Annotated in this window: 11 protein-coding genes; 6 read left to right on the forward strand and 5 right to left on the reverse strand. The window is 63.9% G+C overall.

What is annotated here, in order from left to right:
• Positions 1-42: 42 nt before the first annotated feature.
• From ABDZ98_RS03605 to ABDZ98_RS03615, 3 genes are all read right to left on the reverse strand, one after another.
• Positions 43-1206, reverse strand: coding sequence for an AI-2E family transporter (locus ABDZ98_RS03605; RefSeq protein ID WP_160592047.1), 1164 nt, complete (start codon positions 1204-1206; stop codon positions 43-45).
• Positions 1207-1275: 69 nt separating this feature from the next.
• The gene (locus tag ABDZ98_RS03610) at positions 1276-1905 is read right to left on the reverse strand and encodes a sigma-70 family RNA polymerase sigma factor (protein WP_160592049.1); all 630 of its coding nucleotides are present in this window, start codon (positions 1903-1905) and stop codon (positions 1276-1278) included.
• Positions 1902-2096 (reverse strand): NepR family anti-sigma factor, encoded by a 195-nt coding sequence (locus tag ABDZ98_RS03615; protein ID WP_237437522.1) that lies wholly within the window; start codon positions 2094-2096, stop codon positions 1902-1904. Before ABDZ98_RS03615 ends, ABDZ98_RS03610 begins: the two co-directional genes overlap by 4 nt.
• A gap of 185 nt (positions 2097-2281) precedes the next feature.
• Between ABDZ98_RS03615 and ABDZ98_RS03620 the strand changes: the two genes are divergently transcribed.
• The 4 genes from ABDZ98_RS03620 to ABDZ98_RS03635 all read left to right on the forward strand — a co-directional run bounded on the left by ABDZ98_RS03620 (position 2282) and on the right by ABDZ98_RS03635 (position 6139).
• Positions 2282-3997 carry a CHASE domain-containing protein gene (locus tag ABDZ98_RS03620; RefSeq protein ID WP_337190201.1) on the forward strand — a complete coding sequence of 572 codons (1716 nt, stop codon included), beginning with the start codon at positions 2282-2284 and terminating at the stop codon, positions 3995-3997.
• A 63-nt stretch (positions 3998-4060) separates the two neighbouring features.
• On the forward strand, positions 4061-4828 hold the full coding sequence (gene modA / locus ABDZ98_RS03625; protein WP_160592051.1) for a molybdate ABC transporter substrate-binding protein: 768 nt from the start codon (positions 4061-4063) through the stop codon (positions 4826-4828).
• Entirely contained in the window at positions 4825-5526 is a 702-nt protein-coding gene (modB, locus tag ABDZ98_RS03630) for a molybdate ABC transporter permease subunit (protein WP_202386037.1), read from the forward strand. The genes modA and modB overlap by 4 nt, the downstream gene beginning before the upstream one ends.
• Positions 5516-6139, forward strand: coding sequence for an ATP-binding cassette domain-containing protein (locus ABDZ98_RS03635; RefSeq protein WP_160592053.1), 624 nt, complete (start codon positions 5516-5518; stop codon positions 6137-6139). Before modB ends, ABDZ98_RS03635 begins: the two co-directional genes overlap by 11 nt.
• A gap of 20 nt (positions 6140-6159) precedes the next feature.
• Here the strand turns inward: ABDZ98_RS03635 and ABDZ98_RS03640 are convergent, their stop codons facing one another.
• Together ABDZ98_RS03640 and ABDZ98_RS03645 are read right to left on the reverse strand one after the other, a co-directional pair.
• A complete protein-coding gene (locus ABDZ98_RS03640; protein WP_160592055.1) occupies positions 6160-8382 on the reverse strand; it encodes a xanthine dehydrogenase family protein molybdopterin-binding subunit in 2223 nt (740 codons plus the stop codon).
• Entirely contained in the window at positions 8375-8845 is a 471-nt protein-coding gene (locus ABDZ98_RS03645) for a (2Fe-2S)-binding protein (RefSeq protein WP_160592057.1), read from the reverse strand. The genes ABDZ98_RS03640 and ABDZ98_RS03645 overlap by 8 nt, the downstream gene beginning before the upstream one ends.
• 168 nt (positions 8846-9013) lie before the next feature.
• Here ABDZ98_RS03645 and ABDZ98_RS03650 point away from each other — a divergent pair, with 168 nt between their 5' ends.
• A complete protein-coding gene (locus ABDZ98_RS03650; RefSeq protein WP_160592059.1) occupies positions 9014-12586 on the forward strand; it encodes a hydantoinase B/oxoprolinase family protein in 3573 nt (1190 codons plus the stop codon).
• A gap of 192 nt (positions 12587-12778) precedes the next feature.
• Positions 12779-16860 (forward strand): autotransporter domain-containing protein (locus tag ABDZ98_RS03655; protein ID WP_343805764.1); only part of this gene is annotated, 4082 nt, incomplete at its 3' end.

A 16860-nucleotide genomic window follows, 5' to 3' on the forward strand; every position in this document is an offset into this window, starting at 1 on the left:
ATCGTTTTACTTGAGAAAGGCAAGGTCGGGCCAGGCTGGCCTTCAATCCTCGTCTGCCAGCTCCAGGATGTTGGTCGCAAACAGCGGTTCGCCAAACAGGAAACCGATCAGGTTGGGCTTGCCCAGATGATCGACCAGTGCGGTCAGCGTCAGCAGGATGGGAACGGACAGAAGCGCGCCCGTCACGCCCCAGATCCAGCTGAAATAGGACAGGGCGAGCAGGATCAGCACCGGGTTCATGGTGAAGCGGGCGCCCAGGACCGAAGGCGTGATGACATTGGCCTCCACCGTATGCAGCCCCAGATAGGCGGCGGCCGGAATCAGCCCGATCAACGGCACATCGGCGGTGCCCAGACCAAACAGGGTGAGCAGCGCGATCATGATCATCGGGCCGATGTAAGGCAGGAAATTGAGCAGCGCCGCCAGTCCGCCCCACATCACCGGCGCATCCATGCCCAGCGCCCAGGCGCCCAGCGCCACGATCACGCCAACGCCCAGATTGATCAGGCCAACGGTCAGGATATAGGCGGCCACCCGGTCCTGCACCTCGCGCATGACCCGCGCTGCCTTGAGGCTGGAATCGACCTGCTGGCGTTGCAGCAGCAGGCGGCGGCGCAGGCGCACGCGGGCTTCTATCATGAAGAACGCCAGCATGATGGTGAGCAGAATTTCCAGCACCACGGTGGGGGTGGCAAAGGCCAGCTGTTCCAGCATGGACGGTCCGGCCAGGACCACCTGCTGCCCACTCTCCGCGCCGACGATGCCGGCAACCTGTTCGTTCAGCCGCACGATCCACTGCATGGACCCTTTGAGGTGGCTGAAATGCTCGCCAATGCGGGCAATCATCGCGGGTACTTCGTCAAACAAGGTCACCGCCGGGCGCAGAACCACGGTCAGCGCCAGCGACACGATTGCCAGAAACAGCAGCAGCGCCATCAGCGATGCGATGAAGTTGGGCACGCCCCAGCTGGCCAGCCGGTCTGCCAGCGGGGACAGCAGGATGGTGAGAATAATCGCGGTGACCAGCGGCAGGAAGACGATGGCGCCGATCGAAAGAACGAACGGCAGGGCCAGAAACAGGCCAACTGCCAGCAACAGGACCAGCGCCGAGATCAGGCGCAGTTCCTGTGCCGCAAAAGTCATGGCCTGTTTGCGCACCGGCGATTGCGGCTTTTCCTGACCTTTGACTTGCGTTGGTGTCTTCATGACCGCGCCACTATTCCCCCCGAATCGAATTCATGCATGGCGCTGCCCGCACCGTCGATCAAGTGTGCGTCATCTGGTTGGTTCGGTTTCACCGCGCCCGGCGGCCACTTCATCCAGTTCTTCCAGAATGGCGCGGTGGGCAGACGGGTCGCCGATTGCCCGATCCGGGATGTCGCCATCCTCGATCATGCTGGTCAATGCCGCACGCGCGCGGCCCACGCGGCTCTTGATCGTGCCAACGGCGCAGCCGCAGATGCTGGCCGCCTCCTCATAGGAAAAGCCGCCTGCACCCACGAGCAGCAAGGCTTCGCGCCGTTCCGCCGGAAGGGTCAGCAGGGCGCGGTGCAGATCGGACAGGTGGATCGGTTCTTCCTGGCCGGCCGGCGCTGTCAGAATGCGCTCGGCCACGCCTTCATCATACTCCCCGCGAAAGCGGTTGCGGCGCATATCGGTGAGATAGGCGTTGCGCAGGATCACGAAGGTCCAGGCGCGCATGGAAGTGCCAGGTTCAAACCGCTCCTGCGCAGCCCACGCCTTGAGCAGGGCTTCCTGCACAAGGTCATCGGCCATATCGGGGCGTCCGCACAAGCCGCGGGCAAAGGCGCGCAGGTGCGGAACTACATCGGTCAGTGCCTTCTTGAAGTCACGCTTGTCCTCCGCACTTCGCTTTGGAAGCGGGCGTTTCTCATCGCCGCTCATTCGCTGGCGCCATCGTCTAGTTTCGAAAGCAGGGCTGCGAGATCGTCAGGCAGGGGTTCATCCACGACGGAATCATAGAATTGCTTCAGGCCATCGGCCCAATCAGGTTTGCTGACTGGCACTGCGCCGCCGGCTTTCATCTTTCCGGACTTGTCATGTCCATCTCCGCCATTCTTGCCACGATCACTCATTGTCTGTTTCAAACCCGTCCAGTCTGGCAGTCACAGCCACGCTGTGCACTGCAAAAGTGTTGCGCCAGTGCACCGCCATAATAATGCACTGGTCTGCTATTGCGTAAAATTGGAACGAAATGGGCGCGCTACGGTTCCCCGATGGACTGATCTAATCGCAACGGGGTGTTGATGGGACCTTTTCGGTGAACACGGTAAAGCAGAGACGCAGCAAAGTGCAGCGATGGCTCGTCCGCTTTCCGCGTGCATTGCCGGTCAGCATCTTCGTGCTGATTTCCGCGATCACGGTGCTGTCCATTTTCTCGATTGAGCGCAGCGAGGAGCGGCAGGCTTCCGCCGAACTGAGCAGCCGCACCATCGCCATCGCCTCGGCGCTGGAGCGGCGGGCCAATGCCAGCAGCGCCTATCTGCGGGCAGGAGCCGCCCTGCTGGCTTCGCTCGATTCTGTCCCGCCCGCCAGTTTCCGGCGCTTTGTCAGCGAACTCCGGCTCGATGCCGATTATCGCGGTGCGGAAGGCATTGGCTGGGCAATGGTGGTGCGTCCCGATGAAATCGACGCGTTCGAGGTGATTCTCCAGGCCGATTCGACTGTCGCGGCCCGGCTCTATCCGCGCCCGTCAGGTGATCAGCCCTTTTCTGTCCCGGTGACCTATTTGCAGCCCGATACGGAGCGCAATCGACGAGCGCTGGGCTTTGACATGTACTCAGATCCGGTGCGCCGCGCGGCCATGCAGGAGGCAGAGCGGACAGCGCGGCCCACGGCCAGTGGCAAGGTGGTGCTGCAACAGGAAGGCGATGGCGAGCAGCCCGGCTTCCTGATCTATATGCCGGTGTTTGAAGCAGCGCCCGGCGGGCGGCGCTTGCGCGGTTTCATTTACAGCCCCTTCAACGCGCAGGACTTCCTCTCCAGCGCGCTCGAACTGGAAGATGCCGGCAATTACGGCGTCAGCCTGTTCTATGGCTCGGCGACCGAGCAGAACCTGCTGGCCAGCACAATTATCTCCAGTGGCGAGGAGCGCGAGCAGCACCGCGAACTGGTGACCATCGCCAACGCGCCCTTCGTGCTGCAAGTCAGCCGCGCGGACAGTGGCTTTCTTTCCGGTCTTTCGATGGCGACCCTGATCTTCGGCATGCTGGTGGCCAGCCTGCTGATGCTCCTCGTGCGCATGCTGACGCAGCAGGCGGTGGAGGACGAAGCCTCGCTCATCTGGTTTGAGGAACAGGCATCGATCCGCAATTCGCTGACCCGCGAACTGAACCACCGGGTCAAGAATACGCTGGCCAATGTCCTGTCTATCATCGCCCTCACCCGCAGGCGGGCAGAGGATGTCAGCGAATTCGCCAACGGGCTGGACGGGCGCATTCGGGCGCTGTCCGCCACGCATGACCTGCTGACCAAGTCCGACTGGGGCACCACGCCGATCGGCGACGTGGTGCAGGCCGAACTGCGCCCTTATGCGCAGGACAAGGACCACGTGGTAGAGGCGACCGGGCCGGAAATCGAACTCGCCCCCAATGATGCATTGTCGCTGGGTCTGGCCATGCATGAGCTGGCCACCAATGCCGCCAAATATGGCGCGCTCAGCCGGGCCGGCGGCAAGGTCACCATCACGTGGGAAATGGCCGGAGAAGCGCTGGTCAGGGTGGAATGGGTGGAAAGCGGCGGACCGGCAGTGCCGCAGCAGCGTGGCCGCGGTTTCGGCACCGATCTGATCGAACGTATCGTGGCGCATGAATTGCGCAATCCGGTGGAGCTGATTTTCGATCCCGCCGGCGTGCGCTGCACGATGATGATCCCGGTCCGCCAGCCGACCGAATTCGCCATCCGGGCCAGCAAGCCGGAAACACGCCGGATGCGCCGCGCGATGAACGACCTCGCGCGATCCGATCACCAAGGCTGATCCGGCCCGGATTGCGCCTGCCCGGGCTGGACCCGCTATATTCCCTTGTATACAGCACCGCCGGTGACTTCCGCTTTGCGAATCCTCCTTGCCATCTGGCTGGCTCTGCCGCTGCTCGCGTCCTGTGCGCCGGCGCAGCAGCGCGGTCCGGTGGTGCTTGCCGCCGCCAGCCTGACAGATGCGATGGAGGAAGTTGCCGATAGCTGGGAAGCGCAGGGCCATGCCCGCCCGGTGCTGTCCTTTGCCGGAACATCCTCTCTGGCACGGCAGGTGGAGGCAGGCGCCCCTGCGGATATATTCGTTTCCGCCGACAGCGAATGGATGGACTGGCTGGAGGATCGCGATCTGGTCAGGGCCGGATCGCGCCATGATCTGCTGACCAATGATCTGGTGATCGTGGGCGATGAGAACCACACGCCTGAAGGCGAATACCGGGAATCGCCCGCCCTGCTGATCGGCAAGGCCCGCTTTGCGATGGGCGATGCGGACAGCGTGCCCGCAGGCCGCTATGCCAGGGCCGCGCTGGAGCGGATTGGCCAGTGGGAAGCTCTGCGCGATCAGGCCGTGCCGACTGACAGCGTGCGTGCCGCGGTGGCGCTGGTTGAGCGCGGGGAGGTTCCCTACGCCATCGTCTATGCGACCGATGCAAAGGCCATGACCAAGGGCGGGCTGGCGGGCCTGTTTCCTGCCGGCAGCCTTGATCCGATTGTCTATCCGGCGGCGCAGCTGGCCTCCAGCAGTCACGCCGATGCGGCGGAATTCCTGACCTTCCTGCGCTCGGATCAGGCAGGCGCAATATTTGCCGCCTATGGTTTTGGGCTGGCGCGATGAGCCTGGCCCTCTCGCCGATGGAATGGGCGGTGGTTGCCCTGTCGCTCAAGGTCAGCCTGGTGGCGGTGCTGGGGACGATGCCGGTCGCCTATGGCCTTGCCTGGCTGCTGGCGCGGCGGCGCTTTCCCGGCCGCATGCTGCTCGATGCGCTGGTGCATCTGCCGCTGGTGGTTCCGCCGGTGGTGACCGGCTGGCTGCTGCTGGTGCTGTTTGGCCGCAACGGCCCCATCGGTGCATGGCTGGAACAGGTGCTGGGCGTGACGCTGGTGTTTCGCTGGACCGGCGCGGCGCTGGCAGCAGCGGTCATGGCCCTGCCGCTGATGGTGCGCGCCATGCGCCTGTCGATCGAGGCGGTGGACCGGCGGCTGGTGGGCGCGGCACGCAGCCTGGGGGCGAGCAAATGGCGCGCCTTTGCCACCATCACCCTGCCGCTCAGCCTGCCGGGTATCCTTGCCGGTGCGGTGCTGGGCTTTGCCCGCTCGCTGGGGGAATTTGGTGCCACCATCACCTTTGCCTCCAATATCGCCGGTGAAACGCGCACGCTGCCGCTGGCGATTTACAGCGGCCTGCAAATGCCCGGTGGGGAGGATCAGGTGACCCGGCTGGCGATCATTTCCATCCTGCTCTCGCTTGGCGCCCTGCTGGTATCGGAGATGCTGGTGCGCAGGTCTGCCGGGAGCCGCGCCCATGTACTTTGAGATCAGCCTGCGCCACCGCATTGGTGAGCGCGATATCGTGCTCGACCTGCAAAGCAACGCCCCGCTCACCGCGCTGGTGGGCATATCGGGCGCGGGCAAGACCACCGTGCTCAACTGCATCGCCGGGCTGATGAGGCCAGACAGCGGGCGCATCGCCATCGCCGGTGAAGTGCTGCTGGATACCCGCAACGCCATCGACCTGCCGCCAGAACAGCGCCGCGCGGGATATGTGTTCCAGGATGCGCGGCTGTTCCCGCACATGAAAGTCGCCGCCAATCTTGCTTATGGCGAGAAGATGGCGCGCACCGAAGATCGCTGGATCACGCGTGACAAGGTGGTCGACCTGCTGGGAATTCCCCACCTGCTCCAACGCTGGCCCGCCACCCTCTCTGGCGGAGAAGTGCGGCGGGTGGCGATCGGGCGGGCGCTGCTGTCAGCGCCGCGCTTCCTGTTGCTGGACGAGCCTATGGCCTCGCTCGACGCGGCCCGGATCGACGATATCAGGCGCCTGATCGAGGACATCCGCGACGAATTGCAGGTTCCGACCCTGCTGGTCAGTCACGACAGGACGGAAGTGAAAAGGCTGGCGGGCCGGATATTCAGTCTGGACTGATCCGGCCCGCTGAAGAGGATTTACGCAAACAGGCTCGTATCGATCGGCAGGCTGCGCACGCGCTTGCCGGTCAGGGCGAACAGCGCGTTGGTCAGCGCCGGGATGACCGGCGGCAGGGCCGGTTCACCAAGGCCGGTCGGCGGATTGTCGGACAGCACGAATTCCACGTGAATCTGCGGCACCATCGGCATGCGCGGCAGCTGGTAGTTGTGGAAGTTGGACTGCTTGGTCGCGCCGCCCTCGATCTCCACAGCCAGTGACAGCGCCTGTCCCAGCCCGTCGATAATCGCGCCTTCGGCCTGGTTCATCGCGCCATAGGGGTTGATGATCTGGCTGCCGACATCGCCCGCGGTCCAGACATTGTGTACCTCAACCTGGTTGCGATCGGACAGGCTGACTTCCACCACTTCGGCGAAATAGCCCTGATGGCTGTAGTAATAGCCAAAGCCCAGCGCATGGCCATCTGCCACCGGCTGGCCCCATTTGGCCATTTCCAGGACCTTGTGCGTCACGGCGCGCAGACGGCCCGGGTCGAAGCCGACCTGCGGCCCGGCAAAACCCATGGTGGTGGGTTCGGCCTGCTCACCTTCGACGATCTGCAGCAGCAGCGTGGGCAGGTCCTTGCCCGCCGCATGCGCCACTTCGTCAAGGAAGCTCTGCATCACGAAAGCCATGGCGTTGGATGTCGGCGCGCGCAGCGCCCCCATCGGCACGGCGGTGCGCATCTTGGTTTGCGCATAACGCAGGTTGGACACGTATTTGGCCGGAAATTCTTCGGCAGACATCACCGCCGGGTTGAATGCCCCGCCGCCGATGTCGAAGGTGATGAAATGGTCATCCCAGCTGACCAGCTCGCCAGCTTCATCCAGGCCCGCACGCAGCTTGTGCCAGCCTGCCGGGCGATAGAAATCGGTGCGCACATCGTCTTCACGGCTCCAGATCAGCTGCACCGGCGTTCCGGGCACCTGCTTGGCGATAGCCGCCACCTGGACCATGTAATCATTGGTCAGCCGGCGACCGAACCCGCCACCCATACGGGTGATGTGGACGATGACCTTGTCAGGCGCCACGCCCAGATATCCGGCAACCGCCTGCAAACCGCCCTGCGGGGTCTGCGAAGGGGCCCACATTTCCATGATGCCGTCTTCACGCAGCAGCGCGGTGCAGTTCATCGGCTCCATCGGCACGTGGGCCAGGAAGGGATAATGATATTCGGCTTCCAGAACCTGCGCCGCAGATGCCAGCGCACCGTCGACATCGCCCTTGGTGGCGAAGACTTCCTGCGGTTCACCCGCTGCCATCAATTCGCGCGCAGTCTCGGCATATCTGGCGGTCGAATGGTCTGCCCATTCACCGTTGTCCCAGTTGATTTCCAGCTTCTCACGCGCCTTGTTGGCCAGCCACCAGTTGCTGGCCAGAATGGCCACGCCATCGACCAGTTCCTCGGCATTGCCATTGCCTTCGACCACGAAGGCATCGATCACGCCCGGTGCCGCCTTGGCTGCATCCAGATTTGCCGAGACCAGCTTTGCGCCGAACACGCGCGAACGCTCGTAAGCGGCATAGATCATGCCCGGAAGCTGCGTGTCGACACCGAAAATCGGCTCCCCGCGAACGATCTTGGGGCTGTCGATCCCGCCGATGGGGCGGCCGATGATGCGGAAGTCCGCCGCATCCTTCAGCGTCAGCGTTGCCGGATCGGGAACGGCCACGGTGGCCGCTTCGGATGCCAGCTCACCATACGTGGCGGAGCGGCCCGAAGCCGGGTCCACCACCAGGTTCGGCTCTGTCCGCAGCGATGCGGGATCAACGCCCCAGCGCAGGGCAGCAGCCTGGATCAGCATGGCGCGCGCGGCAGCGCCCGTCTGGCGCATCGGCATCCAGTTCATTGGCGTGGCGAAACTGCCGCCGGCCAGCTGCAGGCCGTATTTGGCCGCATCGGTATCACCCTGCAGGATCGAGATGGAATCCCAGTCCGCGTCCAGCTCCTCGGCAATCAGCATGGGCAGCATGGTCTTGATGCCCTGGCCGATCTCGGGGTTCTTGCCGATGATGGTGATGGTGTTGTCAGGATGGATGGTGATGAAGGCGTTGAGTTCAGCCGGACCGCCTTGCGCCATCGCGCGTGAGGCGATGGGAATGCTCATGGACAGTGCCAGACCGCCGCCGGCAACGGCAGAAGCCTTCAGGAAAGAGCGGCGGCCGAGCTGTGGTCCGCCTGCGAGGGTTTCAGAGTTACGCATTGGACGGGCCCTCCGCTGCAACCTTGGCAATCGCCGAATTGATCCGCTTGTAGCAGGCGCAGCGGCAGATATTGCCGCGCATCGAGTTCTCGATCTCTTCCTGGCTCGGATTGGGGTTGGACGTGAGCAGGGCGGTGGCATTCATCAGCTGCCCAGCCTGGCAATATCCGCATTGCATCACGTCTTCGTCCAGCCACACCTGCTGCAGGGCAGCGCCGACGGGGCTTTGCGAGAGATGTTCGATGGTGGAGATCTGCCGCTCGCCGATCGATCCCACAGGCAGCGCGCAGCTGCGCGTGGCCACACCGTCCACATGCACGGTGCAGGCACCGCACATGCCGATGCCGCAGCCGAATTTGGTGCCGGTCATGCCCAGTTCGTTACGCAGCACCCACAGGAGAGGCATGTCCTCCGGTGCATCGATATCCCGCGTTTCGCCGTTGATGGTGACCCGGTAGGCCATGAGCTTCTCCAAGATTTGAACTGGTACATCGCGCCAGACAGCATCGGGCGCAGAACTTATGCTTATTGATAAAGTCTAGCTGCTAGCGGCCCGCCTGCCAAGTGGCCCTAGGTCGGTGCTCTTGCATCAATTTGTCGCAAGCCGCGTGATGCGGCATAGGACCGGGCGATGAGCGCGCAAAAATGGCATTTCTGGATCGATCGTGGCGGCACTTTTACCGATGTCGTGGCGCGCCGCCCTGACGGACAGATCCACACTGCCAAGCTGCTGTCAGAAGACCCGGCGCACTATGACGATGCCGCCGTTGCCGCGATCCGCCAGCTGACCGGCATTGCCCAGGGACCGCTGCCCGCAGCCGATATCCGCATTGGCACCACCGTGGCCACCAACGCCCTGCTGGAGCGCAAGGGCGAGCCGCTGCTGCTGGCCATAACGCGCGGCTTTGGCGATGCTCTGGCCATCGGCACGCAGGAGCGGCCGGACATTTTTGCCCGCGCCATCGTCAAGCCGCAGCCCTTGCCTGCGCGCGTGCTGGAAATCGATGAGCGGGTCGGGGCGGATGGCACCAGTCACCGCGCACTGGATACCGAAGCTGCGCGCGCCGGGATGCAGGCGGCGTATGATGCGGGGCTGCGCGCAATCGCCATCGCCCTGATGCACGGCTGGCGCTTCACCGCGCATGAGCAGCAACTGGCGCAGATCGCTGCCGACGTGGGCTTTACCGAGATCGTCGTCAGCCACCGCGCCAGCCCGCTGGCAAGGCTGATCGGGCGGGCGGATACCACCTGCGTCGATGCCTATCTCTCCCCGGTTCTCGCCCGCTATGTGGCGGGTCTGACAGCGGCGCTGGGTGAGGGGCAGAAGCCGTTGTTCATGCAGAGCAATGGCGGGCTGGTGGCGGCAGAGTTCCTGCGCGGCAAGGATGCGATATTGTCTGGCCCGGCAGGCGGTATCGTGGGCATGGCGCAGACCAGCCTGCGCGCGGGATATGACCGCGCCATCGGCTTCGACATGGGCGGCACCTCCACCGATGTCTCGCTGTTCGCCGGGGAATATGAGCGCGATAGTGACAACCGCGTGGCGGGCGTGCGCGTTCGTTCCCCGATGATGCGGATTCATACGGTGGCGGCTGGCGGCGGGTCGATCTGCCGCTTCGATGGTGCACGTTTTCTGGTGGGTCCGCAGAGTGCGGGCGCGCAGCCGGGTCCGGCCTGTTACCGCGCAGGCGGACCGCTGACGGTGACCGATTGCAATCTCATTCTGGGCAAATTGCAGGCGGATCATTTCCCTCGCCTGTTTGGACCTGAGGGTGACCAGCCGATTGACCGCACAGCGTCACTGAAGCGCATGGAAGAGGTGTTGAGCCAGGTAGAGCAGGCCACAGGCAAGCGGATGAGCGCGCAGGCGGCGGCGGAAGGCTTCATCGCCATCGCGGTGGCCAATATGGCCAATGCCATCCGCGCCATTTCTGTCGCTAGGGGGCATGACATGGCGCGCTTCGCGCTCAACTGCTTTGGCGGCGCGGGTGGCCAGCATGCCTGCCTGGTGGCCGATGCGCTGGGGATAGAGACTGTGCTGCTGCACCCGCTTTCCGGCGTGCTGTCTGCCTATGGCATGGGGCTGGCGGACCGGCGCACCACGGTGGAGCAGAGCTGCGGTCTGCCACTGGATGCCGGCGCAGAACTTGCGCTGATATCCGGGCGGCTGGCGGATGAGGCGCGCGCGGCGATGGCGGCGCAGGCCATCGATCCTGCGGCGGTGGAAGTAAGCGCGCAGGCGCATATCCGCCACGCCAATGGCGACAGCACGATATCCGTGCCGCTGGCGGGCGAGCAGGCCATGCGCGAAGCCTTCGCCGCCGCCTTTCACACGCGCTTTGGCTATCACAGCGATGCTGCGCTGGTGGTGGAGAGTCTGCGCGTCGATGCCATCGCACCCACGCAGCATGGCGGCGCGCTGCAATTTGCCGCAGTCACCCGGCAGGCGAGCGGGGCAGGGCAGGCGCAATGCCATATGGCGGGGGCGGACTATCTGTGCCCGGTGCTGGCGCGCTCCGACCTCAAGACCGGCGAGGCGCTGCCCGGTCCGGCCATGATCGTCGACCCCGTGGCGACGATGATCGTCGAGCCGGGCTGGCAGGCCGAGGCGGGCGCAGAAGGCATGGTGGTGCTCACCCGCCATGCGCGGCAGGGCGAGGCGAGAATTACCACCGCTCTCGATCCTGTACGGCTGGAGATTTTCGGCGGGCTGTTCATGGCCATTGCCGAGGAGATGGGGGCTGCGCTCCAGCACTCGGCGCGCTCGGTCAATATCCGCGAGCGGCTCGATTTTTCCTGCGCCATCTTTGATGCCGACGGCAATCTGATCGCCAATGCACCGCATATGCCGGTGCATCTGGGCAGCATGGGTGACAGCGTGCGCGCGGTGATTGCCCGGCACGGCCATGCCATGCGCGAGGGGATGGGCTATGCGCTCAACGCCCCCTATCAGGGCGGTACGCATCTGCCCGATATCACCGTGATCCGGCCGGTGTTCACCGGCGGACAGGCCTCGCCGGCCTTCTATACCGCCGCGCGCGGGCACCATGCCGATATTGGCGGGATTGCCCCCGGCTCCATGCCGTCTGACAGCACGTCGATCGAGCAGGAGGGCGTGGTGCTGGATTGCGTGGAAATCCTGCGCGACGGGCATTTCCTGGCCGATGACCTGCGCAAGATCCTCTCATCCGGCCCCTATCCGGCACGCAATGTGGAACAGAACATCGCCGATCTCGCCGCCCAGCTCGCCGCCTGCCAGCGCGGCAGCACGCGGCTGCTGGAAATGGCGGAGAGTTACGGCGCGGACGTGGTGGCGGCCTATATGGGCCATCTGCTCGACTATGCCGAAGGCGCGGCGCGCGGGGTGCTGAAGCAGCTTGCCGATGGCGCGCACGAAGCGGTGTTCGATGATGGCGCGGTGATTGCGGTTCGCGTTAGCGTGGACCGCGAGACGGGGTCCGCCGAAATCGACTTTGCGGGCACATCGCCCCAGCAGCCGGGCAATTTCAACGCGCCTTCCAGCGTGGTGCGCGCCGCCTGCCTCTATGCCGTGCGCTGCCTCACCGATCTGCCGGTGCCGCTCAATGATGGGTTCCTGCGCCCGGTATCAATCCGCATTCCGGCGGGATCGATGCTCGCCCCGGAATATCCCGCCGCCGTGGTGGCAGGAAATGTCGAGACCAGCCAGATGGTGACCGACGCGCTGATGGCCGCAATGGGCGCGATGGCGGCCAGTCAGGGGACGATGAACAACTTCACTTTCGGCGACGAGGCGCACCAGTATTACGAGACCATCGCTGGCGGTGCGGGCGCCGGTCCCGGCTTTGACGGGGCCGATGCGGTGCAGACGCACATGACCAATTCACGCCTGACCGATCCCGAAATCCTTGAGCAGCGCTTCCCCGTGCTGGTGGAAGAATTTTCGGTGCGCAAGGGCTCTGGCGGGAACGGCAAATGGCATGGCGGCGATGGCACCGTGCGCCGCATCCGCTTCCTGCAAGCCATGCAGGCGAACATCCTTTCAGGACGGCGGCTGGTGGCCCCGTTCGGGCTGGCCGGCGGCCAAGACGCGGCGCCGGGCCGCAACCGCATCATCCGCGCCAGCGGGCAGATCGACAGCCTGCCCGCCACCGCCTCTGCCCCGCTCGGCGAAGGTGATATTTTCGAGATCGAGACCCCCGGCGGCGGCGGGTTCGGCAGCTGACCGTGTCAGATGTGAGCGAAAATATATACTATAAAACAACGCCATAGCGCAATTTATGACATTTTACGGTGGTTTACTTAGTTCTTGATTTTGATCAATGGGACACACCCCGCTGATCGTCAGAATGGCGATCAGTTGTTCAATCCGATGATAGAGATGAGGGTGTTTACGATGATAAGTGGATCAAGGAAATTGGCTCTGGCTACCGGTGTTTCGGTGCTCAGCATGTGCATTTCCAGCATCGTGGCGGCACAGGCTGGCAACGTCGTTCAAACAACCGTTCCGGGCGAAGATCTGGGACCGGATGTCACGTTCGAGGCGGGTGAAGTGCTGGAAACCGGCGTCACCACAACCGGCAGCCCGGTGGCCAATTCGCAGGTTGTCAGCGTTCCTACCGGCACCTTCGTCCAACGCCTGGCGGTGGGAGAGCCGGATGGCGGCAATGACACCATGAAGGCACCTGCCGACGTGGTCGATCCCATCACGCTCTATCTCGGCAATGAAGGATCGGTGACGATCCTGGCGAGTTCCACCGCGACACCCAACCCGTCCAACATGGCAACTGCAACCGCCCATGTTGAGGATGCCGTCAGCCAGATCCTGACCGCGCCCAACGCCGATCTGGCGATCACCATGTCCAATGTGGGTGACCTGACCATTGGCGCGCTTGCCGATGCCAGCGGCACTGCCGAAGAGGATGATGTCACCACCACGGCCGACGCCAGCGTGATCGGCGGATTGCACCAGGAAGCCACCGTTGAAGGCGGCGGCGGCGGGACGGCTGTGGTCACCGGCGTGAATGATGGCTTCTATCAGGCCTTCGCCAACGCCTCTGCCGTGTCCGACGGCCCGGCAACCGCCGATGCCACCTTGCAGGAAGCCTTGTTCATGCGGGCGCAGGGCAATGGCTCTGGCGATGCGAGCGTGCAGACGATCTATACCAACAACGGCTCGCTTGATTTCTCGACCAGCGCCATCGCCACGAGCAGCGGCGACACTATCGATTCCGATGCCACGGCGACCGCCTCCACCGGCGGCGGCGAACATGGCCTGATGCATATTCGCGGCGCGGTGAACGGGACGGGCGTGGATAGCGCTTCTGTCAGCATGATCAATGCGGCTGGCGGCGTGCTGGCGATTGACGCAACTTCTGTTGCCACGGCCTTCAACCAGGCAACTGCAAATGCGCTGATCGATGGTGCGATCGTGATGAAGGGCCAGGCCAGCGGTCAGGATGAAGGCACTATCGACCTGTCTATCCAGAATGACGGGCTGATCACCGTTTCGGCAAGTTCGACTGCCAATTCGGACGATGATGGCTATGCCAGCACCTCCATGAGCTCGGCATTGGTCCAGACCGCAGAAGCGGGCGGGCCGGAGAGCTTTGTCGGGCGCACGGGTACCGCGACGTTCATCAACACCGGTGACCTCGTGATCCACGGTAGCTCGCTTTCCAACGCCGTGAATTCCAGCGGTGCATTCACCTCCATGGAAGCCGCTATCCTGCAGGAATCGGAAATGACCGGCTATGCGGAAACGCAGTTCGTCAATTCGGGTTCGGTTGATATCAGCGGCAGCGCCACGGCCAGCGGCCAGTATGTCGAAGCAGCAGCCTTCGGTACCGGCGTCGAGCAGGAACTGTTCGGCCTGGGTGCAGGCGGCGGCGGTCTGGCCGGTTTCCACAATAGCGGCGATTTCTCGGTTGCGATGTCCGCCGATGCGACCGCCAGCGAAGGCAGTGCCTATTCGCAGGCCGGAGCAGCAGGCCTCAGGGTCTGGGGAGAGCCGGTCAATCTGGATGTCTCCAACTCGGGCAGCATGACCGTGTCGGCCGATTCGGTGTCTGATGGCGGCCCGGCCTATGCCGGTGCTGTGGGCATGGAATTCATGGCCACATGGGACCCCACGGTCGAGCTTCCTGAAGACGAGGAAGGCCACGGTCATGGCGGCGAGGAGGGCCACAGCGGCGAAAATGGCCAGAACGGCCACGGCGGCTCCGGCGAGGATGAAGGGCCTGTCGTCTGGGAAGAAGCGGCCACCAATGCGATCACCGGCAGTGTCGTCAATTCGGGCAATCTGACCGTGGCGGTCTCCGCCTCGGGTTCGCAGCCTCTGATGACTACCGATGCGCGTACCACGCAGGTGATTGCACTTGGCAGCCATGCCGAGGCAGCAGGCGTGCTGTTCGAGGCGGCAGTGGTCAATGCGACGCTGACCAACAGCGGCACCATCTCCGTATCGGCGGTGACCAATGACGGGTACTCGGAAGCCTATGGCGTGCATCTGGTCACGTTCGATGACTCGCCCGTTCTGCCGGGTGAGGACGATGTCTTCACCCTGCTGAACAATGGCGGTTCGATCATTGCGCGCGAAAGCGTGGATGGCGGCGCCACCTTCCAGCACGGCACCGCGATCAGCCTGTACGATGCGCCCAACCGGGCGGCGGTCAACTTCTCCGGCAACAGCTATGTCTATGGTGACATCGTGCTGAGCCAGGACGATGCGATCACCGTGGTCAGCGGCGTGACCACGCTCGACGGCACGGTGAACCCGGTCGCCGAGATGAACGGCATCGGCCTTCTGTCCACCGCGACGGCCAGCACTGACAGGCTGATTGCAGCAGCGGGTCCGGTGGGCCCGCTGGTGGGCAGCCTGACCGTTGCGAACGGGGGGACATTGTACCTGGTCAACGATCCGCTCAACAACCCGTCCTACAGCGGACCGGCTGCGGTGAATGTGGACAGCTTCACCCTCGCGAGCGGCGGCACGCTGGCGCTGCAACTGCCCAGTGCGACGCTGGCGGCTGATGCGCAGGTTGCCTATCCCTACGTCAACGCCAATGTCGCCACGATCACCGGCGCCAATCTGGTGACCGTCCTCAACACGCCCAACGGCCTGTATGATGATGTGTATTCCTTCAACGACATCATCGATGCCAATGTGCTGAACGGCACATTCGCCTCCGTCACCACCGATACCGGATCGATCTTCCTCGATCCGCTGGCAACCTATGACACATTGTCCAATGTCGACCTGACGATAAGCAGGGCACCATTTGGCGATGCGCGCTTTGGCCTCAATCCCAACCAGCAATCTGCTGCCGATGCGATTGAGGATGTCTATTCGCCCACGCTGACCGGACCTTTTGCCACCATACTGCAAGAGATGTTCCTGATGGACGATGGGTCGGACTATCGCTCCGCGCTCAGCAGCATGCACGGCGCGCAATATGCCACGCACCTGCAATCGCTGGGCTGGATGGGTTCGCGCTTCAACGGCCTGATCGGTGACATGGGCGAATGCGCCGCGTTGCAGCTGAACGATGGTTCGGTGTCCTGCCGCAGGGAAACTGCTGCCGGCATCTGGGCCACCTTCAACTATGGCGCGGAAGATATCGATACCGACAGCGCGCAGGATGCCTCCGGCCTCAGCGGCAAGCAGTGGATTGCTGCCATGGGCGCCGATGTCACGCTGGGCGATTACGGTGTGATCGGCATCGGCGGCGGGATCATCAACAATGATGCCAAGTTCGACCTGTGGAACGGCCGGATCGAATCCGAAGGCTATCAGGTCGGCCTGTATGCCGCTTACGATCCGGGCAGCTTCTACATCAAGGCGTCGGGCAGCTATTCCGATCTGAACAGCGATTCTGTGCGTTCGATCGCAATCGGTTCGATTGCCGGCGTGGCCAGTTCATCGCCCGATTCCAAGATCTGGAGTCTTGGCGGTGAAGTGGGTTACCGCCTGCCGCTGGGCGGGGCATCGCTGACGCCTTATGCGGGCATCGATTATGTCTCGGTCAAGATGGCTGGCTTTACGGAGACCGGGCTTCCCGGTGCCAACCTGGCGGTGTTCGATGCCAAGGATTCCTATGCCGCTTCCGAACTGGGCCTGAAACTGGCGGGTCACTTCGCCGGGATCACCCCTGAAGTGAAGGTCGGCTGGCGTCACCAGTTCGAGGATGCGCCAACCAGCTTCCTGGCATCCTATGCCGATCAGCCGGGTTCCACTTTCACCATCCTTGGGCCGCAGCGTGATGAGGATGCGATCGTGGCGGGGGCCAGTCTGGCTGCCAGCCTGGGCGCGAACACCTCGGTCAGGCTGGGGTATGAGGGCTGGATCGGGGATACCCATCAGGTCCACTCCGGCGGGCTGACGCTGCGTCATGCCTTCGGTGGTTCCGAGCCGGTGGCACCGCCGCCTCCGCCTCCTCCGCCGCCGCCGCCGCCGCCTCCTCCGCCCCCGCCGCCTCCGCCTCCGCCGCCTCCGCCGCC

Origin of the sequence: Alteraurantiacibacter aestuarii, assembly GCF_039523595.1 — a bacterium.
In the GTDB taxonomy this organism is placed as follows: Bacteria; Pseudomonadota; Alphaproteobacteria; order Sphingomonadales; family Sphingomonadaceae; genus Alteraurantiacibacter; species Alteraurantiacibacter aestuarii.

Bases quoted from the DNA above. Each gene is read 5' to 3' on its own strand.
- ABDZ98_RS03615 (WP_237437522.1), bottom strand. From the start codon at position 2,096: ATGAGTGATCGTGGCAAGAATGGCGGAGATGGACATGACAAGTCCGGA.
- modB (WP_202386037.1), top strand. From the start codon at position 4,825: ATGAGCCTGGCCCTCTCGCCGATGGAATGGGCGGTGGTTGCCCTGTCG.
- ABDZ98_RS03650 (WP_160592059.1), top strand. From the start codon at position 9,014: ATGAGCGCGCAAAAATGGCATTTCTGGATCGATCGTGGCGGCACTTTT.
- ABDZ98_RS03645 (WP_160592057.1), bottom strand. From the start codon at position 8,845: ATGGCCTACCGGGTCACCATCAACGGCGAAACGCGGGATATCGATGCA.
- ABDZ98_RS03605 (WP_160592047.1), bottom strand. From the start codon at position 1,206: ATGAAGACACCAACGCAAGTCAAAGGTCAGGAAAAGCCGCAATCGCCG.
- ABDZ98_RS03635 (WP_160592053.1), top strand. From the start codon at position 5,516: ATGTACTTTGAGATCAGCCTGCGCCACCGCATTGGTGAGCGCGATATC.
- ABDZ98_RS03610 (WP_160592049.1), bottom strand. From the start codon at position 1,905: ATGAGCGGCGATGAGAAACGCCCGCTTCCAAAGCGAAGTGCGGAGGAC.
- ABDZ98_RS03640 (WP_160592055.1), bottom strand. From the start codon at position 8,382: ATGCGTAACTCTGAAACCCTCGCAGGCGGACCACAGCTCGGCCGCCGC.